Source organism: Curtobacterium sp. MCLR17_042 (assembly GCF_003234695.1).
Lineage (GTDB): Bacteria > Actinomycetota > Actinomycetes > Actinomycetales > Microbacteriaceae > Curtobacterium > Curtobacterium flaccumfaciens.
The window spans coordinates 85221-101939 of record NZ_QKTD01000017.1; the positions used below are offsets into that span (position 1 = coordinate 85221).

General features: G+C 71.7%; 12 protein-coding genes. 4 read left to right on the forward strand and 8 right to left on the reverse strand.

Annotated elements, in window-relative coordinates:
* Positions 1–33: 33 nt before the first annotated feature.
* The 4 genes from DEJ02_RS15625 to DEJ02_RS15650 form a co-directional block, all read right to left on the reverse strand.
* A complete protein-coding gene (locus tag DEJ02_RS15625; RefSeq protein ID WP_181440394.1) occupies positions 34–2709 on the reverse strand; it encodes a hypothetical protein in 2676 nt (891 codons plus the stop codon).
* Entirely contained in the window at positions 2706–4508 is a 1803-nt protein-coding gene (locus tag DEJ02_RS15640) for a S8 family serine peptidase (RefSeq protein ID WP_111033709.1), read from the reverse strand. Before DEJ02_RS15640 ends, DEJ02_RS15625 begins: the two co-directional genes overlap by 4 nt.
* A gap of 158 nt (positions 4509–4666) precedes the next feature.
* On the reverse strand, positions 4667–5224 hold the full coding sequence (locus DEJ02_RS15645) for a low molecular weight phosphatase family protein (protein ID WP_258378758.1): 558 nt from the start codon (positions 5222–5224) through the stop codon (positions 4667–4669).
* Between the two features lie 2 nt (positions 5225–5226).
* On the reverse strand, positions 5227–6561 hold the full coding sequence (locus DEJ02_RS15650; RefSeq protein ID WP_017886319.1) for an adenylosuccinate synthase: 1335 nt from the start codon (positions 6559–6561) through the stop codon (positions 5227–5229).
* A gap of 208 nt (positions 6562–6769) precedes the next feature.
* Here DEJ02_RS15650 and DEJ02_RS15655 point away from each other — a divergent pair, with 208 nt between their 5' ends.
* Positions 6770–6943, forward strand: a complete 174-nt coding sequence (locus tag DEJ02_RS15655) for an antitoxin (protein ID WP_071404361.1) — start codon at positions 6770–6772, stop codon at positions 6941–6943.
* A 104-nt stretch (positions 6944–7047) separates the two neighbouring features.
* Here the strand turns inward: DEJ02_RS15655 and DEJ02_RS18555 are convergent, their stop codons facing one another.
* Together DEJ02_RS18555 and DEJ02_RS15660 are read right to left on the reverse strand one after the other, a co-directional pair.
* The gene (locus DEJ02_RS18555) at positions 7048–7212 is read right to left on the reverse strand and encodes a hypothetical protein (protein WP_156155336.1); all 165 of its coding nucleotides are present in this window, start codon (positions 7210–7212) and stop codon (positions 7048–7050) included.
* 164 nt (positions 7213–7376) lie between these two features.
* On the reverse strand, positions 7377–11048 hold the full coding sequence (locus DEJ02_RS15660) for a S8 family serine peptidase (RefSeq protein WP_111033711.1): 3672 nt from the start codon (positions 11046–11048) through the stop codon (positions 7377–7379).
* A gap of 160 nt (positions 11049–11208) precedes the next feature.
* Between DEJ02_RS15660 and DEJ02_RS15665 the strand changes: the two genes are divergently transcribed.
* Genes DEJ02_RS15665 through DEJ02_RS15675 form a run of 3 tightly spaced genes read left to right on the forward strand, consistent with a single transcriptional unit; the run spans position 11209 to position 14704 of the window.
* On the forward strand, positions 11209–11859 hold the full coding sequence (locus DEJ02_RS15665; RefSeq protein WP_111033721.1) for a TetR/AcrR family transcriptional regulator: 651 nt from the start codon (positions 11209–11211) through the stop codon (positions 11857–11859).
* Positions 11856–12626: a hypothetical protein gene (locus tag DEJ02_RS15670; RefSeq protein ID WP_111033712.1), complete on the forward strand. Its 771-nt coding sequence runs from the start codon at positions 11856–11858 to the stop codon at positions 12624–12626. The genes DEJ02_RS15665 and DEJ02_RS15670 overlap by 4 nt, the downstream gene beginning before the upstream one ends.
* Positions 12623–14704 (forward strand): YhgE/Pip domain-containing protein, encoded by a 2082-nt coding sequence (locus DEJ02_RS15675; protein WP_111033713.1) that lies wholly within the window; start codon positions 12623–12625, stop codon positions 14702–14704. The genes DEJ02_RS15670 and DEJ02_RS15675 overlap by 4 nt, the downstream gene beginning before the upstream one ends.
* A 99-nt stretch (positions 14705–14803) precedes the next feature.
* On the opposite strand, the gene DEJ02_RS15680 is transcribed toward DEJ02_RS15675, so the two are convergent.
* Together DEJ02_RS15680 and DEJ02_RS18335 are read right to left on the reverse strand one after the other, a co-directional pair.
* Positions 14804–15607, reverse strand: coding sequence for an NAD(P)-dependent oxidoreductase (locus tag DEJ02_RS15680; protein WP_111033714.1), 804 nt, complete (start codon positions 15605–15607; stop codon positions 14804–14806).
* 10 nt (positions 15608–15617) lie between these two features.
* Entirely contained in the window at positions 15618–16514 is an 897-nt protein-coding gene (locus DEJ02_RS18335; RefSeq protein WP_146249309.1) for an endonuclease domain-containing protein, read from the reverse strand.
* Positions 16515–16719: the final 205 nt, after the last annotated feature.

The following is a 16719-nucleotide window of genomic DNA, read 5'->3' on the forward strand; positions in this document are numbered from 1 at the left end:
GGCCTGACGTCCCGCGATCCCGCGGGCCTGCGGTCAGCGCACGCGCCGTCGACGCCGCAGCGCCACCATCGCGGTACCCGCACCGAGCAGGAGCACCGCCGCGATGAGGCCCGGCAGGAGCGAGGCACCGGTGAACGCGAGGTCTCCGCTGCCCGTCCCGATGCCGTTCGTACCGCTCGTACCGGCCGGGCTCGTGCCGTCCGGCGTCAGGGCACCGGGAGCCGCTTCGTTGCCCGGGCCTCCGGCTGCGCTGCCGCCGCCCTGCCCGCCATTCCCGCCGTTCGCGGGCGGATCGACCTTTGCCGTGGTGACCACCGCTGCCGACACGTCGGCTGCCAACCCGGCGGGGTCGCTCAGGTGCAGCGCGGTGACTGTCCGGTCCCGCCCGCGGGTCCGCTGCTCGTTGAGCACGACCTTCCCCAGCCCGCCGGGCAGGGCGATCCGGGTGTTCGACCGGATCGTGCCCGCCGGGATGGTGGTGCCCGCGATCCGCCCACCCGCGGTCGTCACGGTGGCACCGCCGTGGGTCACCCGGACACGGACGTCACGGAGCTCGCCGGCGATGCTCGTGCCCGGGTAGAGGACGACCCGTTCGAGTCGGACCTCGCCGCGGTCACTCGCCGACCGCACCGTGACCCCGTCGACACGCAGCTGTCCGGTGGCGCCGTCCCCGACCTCGTCCGCCCGCTCGGTCACGGTGGTGCCGTCGGCGGCGGGCGCAGCGACGGGTTGTGCCGGGACGTCGCTCGGTCCGGATGCCCGGAGCGCGAAGGCGTGCCAGCGTGCGATGGCCGGGTCGTGCGGCTCCGGTGTCGGCGTGGTGCCGCCCCCTCCCGGGGTCGGGTCCGGGGCGGGCTGCGCCGCCGCCAACGTCACCTGGCCGAGCAGCACGTCGGGGTGCGTCCCGGTCAGGTCCTCGTAGCGGAGCGCCGTGAGCGTGACGGTCCCGTCCGGGTTCTCGGTCCGTTCGCCGATGTGGACGCGAACCCGTTCGGTCCCGTCCGGGGCGAGCCCCGTGTACAGGTCGGTGGCGGTGTTGATCCACACCCCGTTGACGAACACGGCGTTCGACTCGTCGTCGAAGGAGACCGTCATCGTGCCGGCCGCCGTCACCTCGGCGTGCAGCCCGTTCACGCGGAGTACCGGCCAGCGGTAGGCGGCGACGGGGTCGGTGGCCTCGTCCGGGATCTGTTCGAAGTGCCCGACCGAGATCGTCGCGGTGTCGCCGTCGTCCCCGATCGCCGCCGTGACGTCGGTTGCCCGGGCGGGGTAGCCGGCGGTCGCGTCGATGCGGGCGGCGGAACGGTGTTCCCCGGCACTGGTGACCCGCGGCTGCGGGGCGACCAGCGCCGTACCGTCCGTCCCCCGGACGCCCACCCCGAAGGCGGCGGTGACCCGAGCGTCCGTCGGGCTGCTCGCCCTCGCCGGGATCGTGACGGCGCCGAGCCGCACGTCGGGGTGCGCCCCCGTCAGGTCACGGTAGTGCAGCGCGGTCAGGGTCGTGCTGCCGTCCGCGTGCACCGTGCGCTCCCCGAAGGCCACGCTGACCCGCTCCTTGCCGTCAGCGTCGACGCCGGTGTACAGGTCGGTGGCGGTGTTGATCCACACCCCGTTGACGAACACCGCGTTCGACTCGTTCGCGAAGTCCACGGTCATCGTCCCCTCCGGCGTGAGGTGGGCGTCGAGGCCGTACACGCGCAGCGCTGGCCAGCGGTACTCCGCGACCGGGTCCGAGGCCCGGTCGGGGATCTGCTCGAACGAGTCGAGGTGCACGTCCGAAGTACCGTCCGCCGCAGTCGAGACGGTGACCCCACGTGCGGTCGACGGGGAACCGTCGGCAGCGTCGACCCGGTCGGCGGTGCGCTTCGCGACGCCGGTCACCGTGGGCTGCCCGTCTATGAGCACGGTTCCGTCCGGGGCAGTCACCTGCACACCGCTGACGCTCCGGGTGGCGAGGGCGTCGCCGTGGGCCGGGGTCGGCTGCGGCGCGGGATCAGGCGTCGGAGCCGGGGTCGCGGTGGGCGTCGGCGTCGGCGTCGGGGTGGGTGCCGGCCAGCGGTCACCCGCCGCGCAGGAGACCGATCCGGCACGGACGCGCCAGATCTCGGAGGCACCGGCTTCGGCGTCGATGCGGAGCGCGACCGTCGTCGTGGTGCCGTCGGCGGCCGTCGTGGTGCTGCCGACGACGACCTTGGTGGCGCCGTAACGGGACTCCGGCAGGTCGCGGCTCCACCCGGGCGTCGCGGTGGCCTCGGTGGTGACGTCGTCGCCGTCGATGGTCAGGCGGTCGAACGACACCGCGGGGGTACCGCCGGGAGTGCACGCGGCGCGGAGTCCGGTGAACACGACGGGGGGACGATCGCGCAGGGTGAACTCCCCGCTCGCGATCGTCGAGGTCGCCCCGTCCGGGCCGGCCTCCGAGCGCAGACCGCTCGTGCGGGTGGTGTTGAGCTTCAGGACGTCCTGCGTCGTGTCGACCCGGGCCACCGTCGGGTCGCCCGAGTCCCAGCGCACGGCCGGGGTCGGTGCGGTGAGCGTGCCACCGTCGATGTCGGTCAGTTCGACGCCCGACGCGGCGGCGAGGGTGGTGCCGTCGGCCGCGGTGTCCGCGCTGGCCGGCAGCGCGAGCATGGGCGCCACGAGGCCGATGCCGAGCAGCGCCGAGGCCGCGAGCGCGATGACGGAACTGGTGCGTGGACGATCGGTCATCGGCGGGCCTCCTCGGCGAACGCGGTGAAGAAGGCGCGGCCGGCGGGGACGCCGACCCCGGTCACGTCGTCCCAGCCGGGTGCGGACCGGAGTCCCTGCCGACCGGTGTCCCAGAGGAACAGGGTCTCGGGCCACAGCGCTCCGGCATCGGGCCCGCGCGGCGACCAGGTGGCAGCGGAAGCGGGGCGGACGTCGCGGACGGCGTCGGTCCCGAGCATCTCGTAGAGCATCGGCGTGACGAGCCCGATCCGGACCCCCGTGGCGGCCTTGGCCATGGCGACCATCGAGGCGACCATCGGCGTCGCCAGACTCGTGCCGCCGTGCGTGACGTAGCCGGTCACGCCCTTGTGTGGGCCGTACACGACGAAGCCGGTGTTGGGGTCGCCGATCGACGCGACGTCGGGGACGAGTCGCCCGGTCCCCGGTTCGTCGAGCAGCTGGCGCTGCCACGTCGGTCGGTCGTAGACGTCGGACTGGCCGCCGCCGGCGCCGTACGCGAAGCCCGGCGGGATGAGGGCACCGTTGCGCGCGAAGCGGGTCTCGGTCTCCCAACCAGCCTCGACCGCGACGGAACCGTCACGGGCGAGCCCGGTGCTGGTCGCTCCGACCGCGGTCACGTACGGGCTGGACGCCGGCGACGACACGTCGGGGCCGGAGTCGTGGTCACCGACGGCGCTGTTGTCGCCGTCGTTGCCGGAGGACGCGAACACCGAGATGCCCCGGGCCCCCGCCTCGACGAGCACCCGGTTCAGCAGCGTCCGGTCGTCCGCGGTGTCCAGGTCCTCGGTGGACCCGAACGACAGGCTGATGACGTCCGCACTGCCGTGTTCGACGACGTCGAGGATCCGCGAGAACAACGAGGTGGTGCTGCAGTCGTCGGCACCCCAGTACTCGATGTCGGCGTCGGGGGCCATCGCGTGCACCGCCTGCACGTCGAGGTGCTGCTCCTCTGTCCAGCTCTGCGGCCCGCCGCAGCGGGAGGTGTCCGGCGACGCCGGAGCGTGGTGCTGGTACTGCCCCGAGCGGAACGGCTGGGCGCCCGCCGCCCGGAAGTAGGTGTCCGTGTTCGCTTCGACGTCGGGGTCGTCGTAGGCGGCGACGATCGCGATGGTCGCGCCGCGTCCGGTGTACCCGGCCGGCACGTCGTGGACCTCGCGCAACTGGGCCGGCTGGTACCCGCACAGCGCGTTCGATCGGTGCGTGACCGGCACCGATGCGGGCCAGTCCGTCGTGAGGCGCTCGCCCCACCATGCTGCGCACTGTCCGTCGTCGGCCAGGACCGGCGGTCGCGGGACGGTCTCACCCGGTGCCGGGGTGGGTGCCACCGCTGCTGCAGTGGTCGTCTCGGTCGGTCGGACGGCGTCGGAGTCAACGGCTCCGGACACGCCGACGACGGCGGTCAGCCCGCGTGGCACGGCGAGGGCGCGGACCGGTGCCACGGCGCTCTGTCCGGCGACGTCCCACCGCGCGAAGGAGGTGTGGAAGGCGTCCGCGATGCGCGCGGCCGTCCCGCGAACGGGCAGGGATGCGATTGAGCGCTCGACGGGGCCGACGTGGAGCCCGGCACCGCGCAACCAGGTCGCCACGGCCGGGGCGCGGTCGAGGCGCACGGGGTCGAGGAGGACGGTGAGGGACAACTCGTCGGCGGTCACCGGGTCACCGCGCTCGGCGTGTGCGGTCCAGGCGGGGACGGAGTCCGCGAGCGGTCGGTCGGGCGAGGGCGGTGCGGGGCGCACGAGGAGCGCGCCGGGGATGATCACGGCGAGCGCGAGCGCACCGATGAGGAAGCGTGGACGCATGGGTTCCTGGTCTGCTGAGAGGCGGGGACGCAGCGCTGCGCGCTGCCACAGCGACCTTACATGCAACTGAGAATCGTTATCACTCGCAGGACACGAGCAGTCCGGACAAACGGGAGGCCCGGTGTCAGCTGACACCGGGCCTCCTGTCCGTCAGGGGGTCAGACCACGGCGCGCAATGCGTCCGCGATGCCCGTCAGGGCCACGTCGACCTCGTCGGCCACGCGCTGGTGGGTCGCCGTCGAGCGACGGTAGGGGTCGTCCACGTCGTCGTCGGCCGGGTCGGCGGGCGGCGGGACCGTCCCGCGCAGCCGCGCGACACGCTCCACGAGTTCCTGCGGGGTCGTCACGTCGGCCAGGTCACCGGGCTCGAGGCCCGCGAGCACCCGCGCGAACTGCTTGATCGTGAAGGTCCGTTTGGAGGCCCGGGGCGCCAGGGAGACGGCGGCTGCACGGTGCGATCGCTCGGCGGTCAGCACCAGGTCGGCGCGCTCGACGATCTCGGCCGTCAGGTACCGCGACCGGTGGGCCGACGGGTCGCCCCCGAGCCGGACGGACTGTTCCGCCGCGGCGGCGTCCATCGCGGCACCGTCGTCGGCGATGGTGCCGGCCGACTCGACCACGAACGCGGGGGCGTCCGGGCCGAGTCGTGCCGTCAGGACCTGCGCGCCGAGCGGCGACCGGCAGATGTTGCCGCTGCAGACGAACAGGATCCGCATCGTCACGCTGCGTCGGTGCGCTCGCCGGCGCGCTGGTCGGCACGCTCGTCGTCGCCGAGCAGGTCGTGCCGCACGACGATGGCGTCACGGCCGGGGCCGACACCGATCGCGGAGATCCGTGCGCCGGACATCGCCTCGATCGCCAGGACGTAGTCCTGCGCGTTCTTCGGCAGGTCGTCGAAGGTGCGGGCTCCGGTGATGTCCTCGGTCCAGCCGGGGAACTCCTGGTACACCGGCTTCGCGTGGTGGAAGTCGGACTGGTTGACCGGGACCTCGTCGACGCGGACGCCGTCGACCTCGTACGCGACGCACACCGGGATCGTCTCGAGCCCGGTCAGGACGTCGAGCTTGGTGAGCACGAAGTCGGTCACACCGTTGATGCGTGCCGTGTAGCGGGCGATCGGGGCGTCGTACCAGCCACAGCGGCGCGGGCGGCCGGTGGTGGTGCCGAACTCGAAGCCGTTGGCGCGCAGGAACTCGCCCGACTCGTCGAACAGCTCGGTCGGGAACGGACCGGCCCCGACGCGGGTCGTGTACGCCTTGACGATGCCGATGATCCGCTCGAGTTTGCCCGGGCCGATGCCCGAACCGGTCGCGGCGCCACCGGCGGTCGCGGACGACGAGGTGACGAACGGGTAGGTGCCGTGGTCGACGTCGAGCATCGTGGCCTGGCCGGCTTCGAACAGGACCGTCTCGCCGCGCTCGAGCGCACGGTGGATCTCGAGGGCGGTGTCGGCGACCATCGGGCGCAGGCGCTCGGCGAAGGACAGCAGCGACTCGACGACTTCTTCCGGGTCGATCGCACGGCGGTTGAAGACCTTGACCAGCAGGTGGTTCTTCTGGTCGAGGGCGGCTTCGACCTTCTGCCGCAGGATGTTCTCGTCGAAGATGTCCTGGATCCGGATCCCGACGCGGTTGATCTTGTCGGCGTAGGTCGGTCCGATGCCGCGACCGGTGGTGCCGATCTGGCGCTTGCCCAGGAACCGCTCGGTCACCTTGTCGACGGTGCGGTGGTAGTGCGTGATGACGTGGGCGTTGGCCGACACGAGCAGCTTCGAGACGTCGACGCCGCGGGCGCGCAGGGCGTCGAGCTCCTGGAACAGCACCTCGAGGTCGACGACGACGCCGTTGCCGATGATCGGGGTCACGCCGGGCGTCAGGATGCCGGAGGGCAGCAGGTGCAGGGCGTACTTCTCGCCGCCGACGACGACGGTGTGGCCGGCGTTGTTGCCGCCGTTGAACTTCACGACGTAGTCGATGCGGGAGCCGAGGAGGTCGGTGGCCTTCCCCTTGCCCTCGTCGCCCCACTGGGCTCCGATGATGACTGCTGCGGGCATCTGGTTCTCCTCACGTTGGCGGAGGACCGCACACGGCCGTCCGGGCCGGTGGTCCACCCGAGTCTATCGGCTGGTCACCTGCGCGTCACCCGCTGTGACGTCCTGTGGACGGCGGGCCGCTTGTCCACATCGAGCGCACCTGGATGTCCGTCCGGATCGGTCGGAGCACGGTCGGACCCGTCCAGATCCACCAGGGAAGGAGCACGACATGAGCGGCATCGGAGACAAGGCGAAGGACTTCGCCGACAGCGACAAGGGCGAGCAGGCCACGGACGCCGGCCTCGACAAGGCGGGCGACGCGGCCGACAAGGCGACCGGCGGCGGACACGGCGACCAGATCGGCAAGGCCGAGGACGCGGCCGACGGCAAGATCGGCAAGTGACGTCCGAGACGTCACCGACGTATAGACGGGAGGCGCGGTGCCAGCTGGCACCGCGCCTCCCGTCTGTCTGCCGGTGCGTCCCGAACCGCCAGGCCGACCCCGGATCAGCTCCGGAAGAAGTCCTGGTACGACGGGTCGCCGACGGGCTGGGAGTGCCCCGGCTCGGCCAGGCGCTGCTCGATCATGGCCTGGATGACGTCCGGCGGGGTGAGTCCACGACGGCGCCACTCGACCGGGTTGGACCGGAGCTGGTTCAGCGTGCTCTGCATGGGAGCCACACTGGCACCACTTCACTAGTTTGTCTAACTACCTGTCCCGAACACGCGTTCAGGAGGCTGCCCAGCGCTTGGTGAGCAGAAGAGGTCGGATCCCCACTCGGGACCCGACCTCTTCTGCTCACCATGTGGCGCGTGAACCGCGCGCGCACCCTGTCCTAGCGGCGCGTGACCTTCGCGGTCGCCCCGGACTTGGCCGTGCCGTCCTTGTACCCGGAGGCGTGGGCCGTCACCTGCACGCTGATGCGGTGCCCGACGTCGGACGAGCCGAGCTTGTACTTGGTACCCGTTGCCGACTTGACGACCTTGCCGTCACGCAGCCACTGGTACTTGTAGGTCGCCTTCGTCGTGCTCCACGTGCCGTGCTTCGCGGTGAGGGCCGAGCCGACCTTCGCCGTCCCGCTCACCGTGACCTTGCTCCCCTTCGCCAGCGCGAGCTTCGGCGGGACCACGTTGATGGTCGACGTGTCGGCCTGCTTGCCCGCCGCGTTGTCGAGGTGGAGCAGCAGCACCGTCGCCTTGGTGACGCCCGAGGCACGGGTGACCGTGAGCGAGTCGGCGTCGGCGAACAGCACGCCGGTGGTGCCGTCCTGCGAGAACGACAGCTTCGGCTTCGACGGGTCGAACGTGGCCGTCTTCGTCTCGTCCACGACCGAGGAACCGCTGGTGGCAGCACCCGGGGCGTAGGCCGACTCCGTCAGCACGGTGTAGTCGAACTTCTTCGACGAACCGATGGCCTTCGCAGCGACGGTCAGCACCTTCACGGAGCTGTCGAAGGTGTTCACGTCCTGTCCCGGCGCACCGCCGTTGAGCGGCTGGACGTCGACGACGGGATCGACGTCGGGGTCGTCCAGGGCGGCCTTCGCCAGGTCGACCGTCGTGGCGAACGTGGCGTCCACGGCAGCCGACTTCGCGTTGTAGACCAGGAAGTCGGGCTCGCCGTCACGGTCCGTGTCGATGAGGACCTCGACGTTGGTCACGGCACCCGGGTTCGCGTCCGGTCCAGCGGTCTGCACGCCGAACGCCAGGGTTCCCGACGACTTGTCGTACGACGCACCGTAGGCACGGACGTCGGCCGCCTGCAGCGAACGCGTCGCCGAACCCTCGGGGAACGCCTCGGCGGGGTCGGTGCCGCCGAGCACGAACGGAGCGACGGCGGCGTGGTAGCCGGTCGTCAGTCCGCCCTGGTCGAGCGTGCGGCCCTTCAGCGTGAGCGAGGCCGACTTGCCCGGCCCCGTGAACGAGACCGTGGTCCGGGCCCGCACCGCGCTGACGGGCTTCGGGGCGACGTAGGCCCCGAGGCGCATCGGGTTGAGCGAGCTGTCGGTCGGCGCGAACGCCACGATGCCGGAAGCGGCGGCCACGAACTCGCGCTGGTAGCCCTGCTGGACGGCCTCCTGGGTCGGGTCGATGACCCGGCGGAGCTTCGTCGCGTCGGCGACCGAGAACGTCAGCGTGACCGACGCGGTGCCGTTGGCGGGCACCGTGACCTGCTTCGAGCTGAGCGCGAAGGTCACACCCGGCTGCGACACCTGCGGCTGGTACGACACGTTGTACGTGTGCGCCGTGCTGTCGGTGTTGTCGATCTGCAGGGTGCGGGTCTCGCTCGTCCCGCTGGCGACCTCGACGACACCGAACGACGCGGTGACGAGCTGGTCGTTCTCGGCGCTGCGGACCGTGGTGCCGGCGGTGACCGCCTGCAGTGCGTCCACGCGACCGGTGCCCTGGCGGAGCAGGGTGGCCGAACGGTTGCCGTCCTTCACGTCGTGCGTCGCCGTGTTCATCAGGGCCGCCTTGACCTGCGGGGCGGACCAGGTGGGGTGCGACTGGAACGTCAGCGCCGCGATGCCCGCGACGTCCGGCGTGGCCATCGAGGTACCGCTCATCGACATGCGGCCGTCACCGGTGCCGTTGGCCGCGGAGATCACGTTGACCCCGGGGCCGGCGATGTCCGGCTTGACGATGTCGTCGAACGATCCGTGCACACCACGGCTGGTGAACGACGCGAGCGTGTTCACGGCGTCCGCCTCGATGGCGACCTCGAAGCCCTTGAGCTCGTCCGCGAAGCGCACGTGCAGGGTCCCCGCCTTCGCGGTGGCCTGGAGGCTCGCCACGCTCTTCGCGGTCAGCTCGGCACCCGGGATGGTCGCGTTGCCACCGATGCCGGATTCGAACGTGTCGAGCGTGCCCGCCAGCAGGACGCCGACGCCGCCAGCGGCCTCGACGTTGCCGAAGCGCACGGCGGAACCGCACTCGAGCGCGGCGTCCGTCCACTTCAGCCAGACGACCTTGCCCTTGATCTTCGCGGCGTCAGCGGCGCTGAACGCGGCACAGCCGTCGATGTTCGCGGTCGGGACGACGACGTCGCCCTCGACCGGCAGGGTGCCCTTGAAGTTGGACGAGTACTGCGAGCGGTAGGTCTTCGCGACGTCGGCCGGTGCGGTGACCTGCACGCCGTCGTAGAGCGACTGGCCGGTGGCGCTCGCGGCGACGGTGAGCGCGCCCTCGGCGTTGCCCGGCGACCCACCGATGTCGGTGAAGTCGTCGGCGTTGCCCGAGGCGATCACGGGGAGCACGCCGCGAGCGGTCAGTGCGTCGATCTTGGCGTTGTCGGGGTCGTCCGGTGCGCCGTAGTCGGAGCCGAGCGACAGGTTCAGGACGTTGATGTCCTTGCCCTCGGTGAGCGCCTGGCCCACCCAGTCGAGCGCGGCACCGGTGACGTCGGTCGAGCCACCGTTGTCACCGAAGACCTTCAGGGCGTACAGGCCGGCCTCGGGCGCGGTGCCCGGACCGATCCACATGTCCTGCACCTGCTGCGTGGTGAGCTTGGTGTAGTCGCCGTCGAACTGCTGCTTGTCGGCGGTCAGGCCGTAGCCGGCGATCGAGCCGGACACGTGCGTGCCGTGGTCGCCGCCCTTGCCGTCGATCGGGTTGTCGTCGGGAGCAGGCACCGGGTCGTAGGCGTCCGGGTCCGACGGGTCGGCGTTGTAGGTCGCACCAGCGAAGTCGTACCCGCCGAGGAACTTCGACGCGTCGAACAGGCTGGGGTCCGGGGCGCCGCCGCTCGCGTTCGCCAGGGCCTGCTGGTACGCCTCGGTGGTGCCGGGGCCACCGAAGTCGGCCTGCGTGTAGTCGAGACCGGTGTCGAGGACGGCGACGTTGACGTCCTTGCCGGTGTGGCCGGTCTGCTGCCAGGCGTTGAGCGAACGTGTGTAGACGTCGCTCGCGGCGTTCTTCGGCGCGACGCCGTCGGCACCGGGCTGGACCAGGCTGGGGTCGACGCCCGAGGGAGCGGCGTCGGCGTTCTCGTTGACCGTCGGCTCGACGATCTTCTTCGGCGTGAGCGGGATGATGCTCTCGACGTCGGAGCGCTCGGCGATCTTCCGGAACGCGTCGACGTCGGCGACGACCGCGACGCCGGGGACGGTGTACTCCGTCGAGTAGAGCTCGGTCGCGTCGGCGTCGGCGCGCTTGACGGCCGACCGCACCGCGGCGACGGTCGACTGGATCGCCTCGACGCGGTTCTTGGCCGCGGAGGACTGGGTCCGCGACTTCGTCAGGTCCCCGCCCTTCGCCTTGGCGTCCACTTCGAGGGCACCCTGGCCGGTCGTGCGCACGAACGCGGCGACGGTCTTCGTCGGCTTGGCGTCACGGAGCGGGGCGGAGAGCTTGAGGTCGGCCACCGAGATCCCGGCCGGAGCTGCGGAGGCCGCGCCCCCGACTGCGAGACCGCCACACGCGAGGGCCGCGACGGCGATGCCGGCGGTCAGGACGCGGGTGAAGCGATGGGGGGTTGGGTTCGGGTCGGTGTTCGGTGTTGCACGGTTCAAAGAGGGCACTCCTGGCTCAGTCCGTGGTTCGCATGAGATTCCTGTGAAGCTATGCGTTCGTTCTCAGGGAAGACAGTCCGCACTTTGGGGGACTCCCCTCGTCCGGGGGACCGAACCTGTTAAGTTGCACACCCGTGTGCACGTTATTAGGATGGGGTGCGTGACCACCACCGAGCAGCCCTCCCGCGCGCCTCGCCGCGACGCCACGGAGAACCGGGCAGCCCTCCTCGACGCGGCGAAGACCTGTCTGCAGCAGGACCCGGACGCCTCGATCGAGACGATCGCCGCGGCTGCGGGACTCTCGCGCCGTGCGGTGTACGGACACTTCCCCTCGCGCGACGACCTGGTGCGCGAGGTCGTGACCGCCGGCGCGGCCCGGATCGCCGCGGCCATGCCCACCGCATCGGACCTGCAGGAGCTCCCGCCGGCCGCACGCCTCGCCGCCATCGCGGTGACGCTCTGGACCGAGGTGTCGCACGTCCGCTCGATGGCCCGGGTCGCCGTCCGCAGCCCGTTCGCCGAACCCGTCGCCGAGGTGTTCGCGCCGTTGCGCTCACAGGTACGCCAGGCGTGCGCGCTCGGGATCGCCGACGGTGCCATGCGGGACGACGTCGACCCCGAGACGCTCGGCCGTCTGGTCGAGGGTGCGTGCATCGCCGTCCTCGACGAGGCCACCCGTTCCGGCACGAGCGACGAGGACGGACGGCGCATGGTCGTGGTGTCGGCGCTGGGCATGGCCGGCATCGACTGGCGCACGGCACTGCTCTCCGAACCCGCTGCTCCCACTCCTGCCCCGAAGGACCACGCATGACGCTCGAACTCGACCACGTCGGCATCGGCGAGGAGCCCGGCGCACCCCTGCCCGTCGTCTCCGCCGTCGCCGCCCCGGGACGCCCCGGGGTCCTCGCCGTCGAGACCGAACAGGCACCAGTGCTCGCGTCACTCGTCGCCGGTGGCCGCATGCAGCCCGACACCGGCCGGCTGCTGCTCGACGGCCACGAGGACCCGGCAGCCGTCCGCCGCTCGTTCGCCCTCGTGGACACCCCCGGGGTCGCCGAGCCCTTCCCCGTCATGACCCTCAAGCAGATCGTGCGCGAGGAGCTCGCGTTCGCCGGGCAGCGCCCGAACCGTGAGCACGTCGACACCGTGCTCGACGAGCTTGGACTGCGGGACTACGTCGACACCGCCGTGCAGCGGGTGCCGACCGTCGTGCGCGTCCGGCTGCTGGTCGAACTCGCCCTGCTCCGCGACGGTGTGACCGGCATCGTGATCACCTCGCCCGAACGGCACGGCGGCGCCGTCGAGGACTGGTTCCAGGTGGTCCGCGACGTCGCACGACGGGGCGTGACCGTGGTCCTCGTGACCTCGAAGGCCGCTGCCACCACCGTCGAGCACCTGCTCGACACGATCGACACGCACGACGGCATCGAAACGCACGACGACGTCGCGACGCTCGCGACGCCCCAGACCGAGGACCCCGAGGACGTGGCCCGAACCGACGGAACCGAGCCGGGCCTCCCGGCCGCTCCTTCCGTCACCGAAGCATCCGCAACCGTCCCGACGGAGGCACAGAAGTGACCACCACCTCGCTCGTCCGCGCAGAACTCGCGCGGCTCACCGCGACCCCGCTCGCACGCCTGGCGTTCATCGCGCTGATGATCGTGCCGCTGCTCTACGGCGGCGCGTACCTGTGGGCGAACCGCGACCCGTACGCGAAGCTCGACCAGATCCCCGCCGCGATCGTGAACCTCGACGCCGGCGCCACGCTGGACGGCGACCACGTCGACTACGGCAAGGACGTCACGAAGGAGGCCATCGACGGCGCCGACTTCAAGTGGACGAAGACCAGCGCCGCCGACGCCCGCTCCGGCGTCCGCAACGGCACCTACGACTTCGTCGTCACCATCCCGCACGACTTCTCCGAGCACCTGGTGTCCGCGCAGTCCGACGACCCCACGCAGGCGAAGCTCGTCATGACGACCGCCGACACGAACTCGTACCTGGCCTCGACCATCGCCGAGCAGGCGGGCAAGACCATGCGCACCGCCGTCGCCGAGCGCGTCGGCAAGCAGGCGGCGAAGACCCTGCTCGTCGGGCTCGCCGACGTGCGGGACAGCCTCGGCGACGCCGTCGACGGGGCCGATGAACTCGCGTCCGGCACCAAGAAGGCGGACCGGGGTGCGCACACGCTCGCCGACGGCACCGGCAAGCTGTCGTCCGGCGCAGCGGAGCTCGCGTCCGGCACGGCTGACCTGCCGTCGCAGACCCAGCAGCTCAACAGCGGGGCGCAGCAGGTGGCGTCGGGGGCGTCGACCCTGGCGTCCGGGCTGGCGAGCGCACAGCAGCAGACGGCGGCGCTGCCGTCGCAGACGCAGCAGTTGGACAGTGGGGCGCAGCGGGTCGCGGCCGGCAACAAGAAGCTCGCCGACACGGTCGACTCCTACAGCCCCGACGTCGAGTCGCTCCAGCCGCTCGATGCCAAGACGGTGATCGCAGGCATCACCGACAACCTGCCCGAGGGCGTCGAGCTCACGAAGGACCAGCAGACCGCCCTGGAGTCGTCCGTCACCGATGCCGTCACCCGGGTCAACAGCGCCGGCGCTTCGGCGAAGAAGACCTACGAGAGCACGAAGTCTTCGGTGGACGAGCTCCGAGACGGCTCCGCACAGGTCGCAGCCGGTACGTCGTCGCTCGCCTCCGCGGCGCCGACGCTTGCTTCCGGCATCTCCTCGGCGGCGACGGGGGCGTCCACGCTCGCATCGGGGACCGCCCAGGTGGCCGCCGGTACATCGAAGCTGGCCTCGGCCGCTCCGACCCTGTCGTCGGGTGCGTCGCAGCTCGCGACCGGTGCGAAGACCGCCGACCAGGGCGCCTCGTCGCTCGCGTCAGGGTTGGACAAGCTCACGACCGGCTCGTCGAAGCTCGCGTCGTCGCTCGACGAGGGCCGCACGAAGATCCCGGCGTCGAACGCCTCGGAGCGTGCGTCGCAGGCCTCGGTCATCTCCGACCCGGTCAAGGTCGGGGACGACAACGTCGCCGCCGCGTCGAACTACGGTGCCGGCCTCGCGCCGTTCTTCATCTCGCTCGCGGCCTGGATCGGCATGTACGCGCTGTTCCTCATCCTCAAGCCGATCTCGAAGCGTGCGATCACGGCGGTGCGGAAGCCCCTCGCGGTGGTGTTCGGCGGCTGGCTGACCCCGGCGCTCCTCGGCCTGGTGCAGATGGTGGCGCTGTTCTTCATCGTGCGCTTCGCCCTCGACCTGAACGTGGTGCACGTCGGCGGCACGATCGGGATCATGGTGCTGGCCTCGGCGACCTTCGCGGCGATCATCATGGCGCTCAACGTGCTGCTCGGATCGGTGGGGCAGTTCCTCGGCCTGGTGCTGATGCTCGTGCAGCTCGTCACCGCCGGCGGGACGTTCCCGTGGCAGACGTTGCCGGGGCCGTTGGCGGCGCTGCACTTCGCGCTGCCGATGACGTACTCGGTCGACGCGATCCGGCAGACGATGTACGGAGGGAACCTCGGTGCCGCGTGGTCGGACGCGGGCGTGCTGCTCTGCTGGCTGCTCGGGGCGCTCCTGGTGTCCTTCGTGGTCACGGCGCGGCAGACCCGCTCCCGCACGCTGCGCGACCTGCGCCCGAGCCTGATCGGGTAGCGGGGCGCGGCGGCGCGGGCGCGGGGCACGCGGGCGGCCGCGCGCACGCTTCGTGAGCAGAAGAGGTCGGGTGACATCAGGTCACCCGACCTCTTCTGCTCACGAAGTGCGTTCGCCGAGCGGCTGGTGCACCATCCCGCCGCCGAGGGTGCTCAGGTCGTCGGTCGGCAGGGCCGCACAGGCGTCCGCATCGAGCACGGCGGACGCGTCGTCGAGGGGGTGGAACCCGATGCGCTCCCCGGCGGACAGGTCAGCCGGCGACCCGGTGTTCCGCGACAGGGCCCAGACCACGTGGTGCCCGGGGTCGCGGAGTGCCACGGTCGCGAGGACCAGGCGCGTCAGGTCGTCGGGCGAGGTCCACATGAGCAGCCCCCGGGTCGTCGGCGGCAGCGCACCGAACGCACCGATCCGCGCGGACACGATCGACATCTCGTACCGGTCGGCGAACAGGCTGCCGAGCAGTTCCATCGCGGCCTTCGTCACGCCGTAGTACGTGTCCGGACGGGGCGGCCGGTCGCCGGGCACGCTCCCCGGCTGGTCGAGGGGTTCGGGCACCAGCCCCACCGCGTGGATCGAGCTGGCCTGCACCACCCGGAGCGCCCCGGCGGCGGCGGCCCGTTCGAGCACGTTCTTCGTGCCGGTCAGGTTCGCCGCGATCAGGTCGTCCCAGGCGGCCTCGGTCGGGATGCCCGCCAGGTGGACCACGGTGTCGACCCCGGCGAGCGCATCGTCCAGCGCCGCGGGGTCGTTCACCGATCCGGGCACGAACCGTTCCCCGGCGACGACCGGATCGTGGGGCTGCTGTTCGTCGAGCAGCACGAGGTCGTGTCCCGCGGACCGCAGTCGAGGACGCAGGGCGCTCCCGATCCGGCCCGCGGCTCCGGTGATGAGCAGCGTCGCCATGCCGCGGACGCTACCCCCGGCGCGCGAGCAGCGACCTCAGCTGTGCGACCGCGCCGAACGCCGGGGTGTCGAGGTCGGACTTCGTCCACCGGACGACCGCCCAGCCGAGTCGTTCCATCTCGCGGTAGCGGCGGAGGTCACGGCCCCACTGCTCGGCGTCGGTCCGGTGGTGGTCGCCCTCGTACTCGATGACGATGCGCTGCTCCGGGTAGGCCAGGTCGACGCGGCCGACGAACCGACCGGCTTCGTCGAGCACGTCGACCTGCAGTTCGGGCTCGGGCAGCCCCGCGCGGACGATCGCCAGCCGCGCTCGGGTCTCCTGCGGCGAACCGGCCCCCACCCGCACGAGCTCGAGTGCCACGCGCAGTCGTCGGACGCCCGATCGTGCTCCGGCCAGGGCGACAGCGGCAGCGAGGTCGTCGATCGTCGTCCCGCACCGTCGTTCCGTGACGATGGCGTCCCCGAGCACGACGAGCTGGTCGACCGAGAGCATCGCACCGCAGTCCACCCACAGCGCCGCGGGTGTGCTCGTCGGCATCCCCCACCGCTCCGTCACCCGGGCACGGTCCGGTGTGATGCGGTGCCCGACGACCCCGTGGCGTCGTGGTTGTGCGGTCGGCAGGGGACTCGTGACGTGCACCGGTCCGTCGTCCGAGGCAGGGACCGGCAGCTGCCAGAGGACCGCCGCCGAGACGTGACTGATGAACTGCCCGGGAACCAGGACCGGCCGGAACGCCCGGATCCGGTGGACCGGGTCGGGCGGACGGTCACGGGCCCATCGGATCGACCGGGTCGGCCCGATCAGGTCACGCCGTCGGAGTCGTTGTCGGGAGACGCCCGCGCGGTCGGCGGCACCGACGTCGAACGCGCGCCCGCGCAGCGGTGTCGGAAGTGGTCGTGCTCGCATGACGACCACGTTCGCGCCCCGCGCCCACTGCCCGCGCGCCGAACGCGACTTCTGTGCACAACGCACCCCGGGCCTCCCGTGTGGAGGACCAGCCACGCGCGGATCGTGAGCAGAAAAGGTCGGGTCGCCGCCCCGCACCCGACCTTTTCTGCTCACGAAACGAAACCGACCCACCGAACGACCCGCACGACCCCCGCCCCGTCCC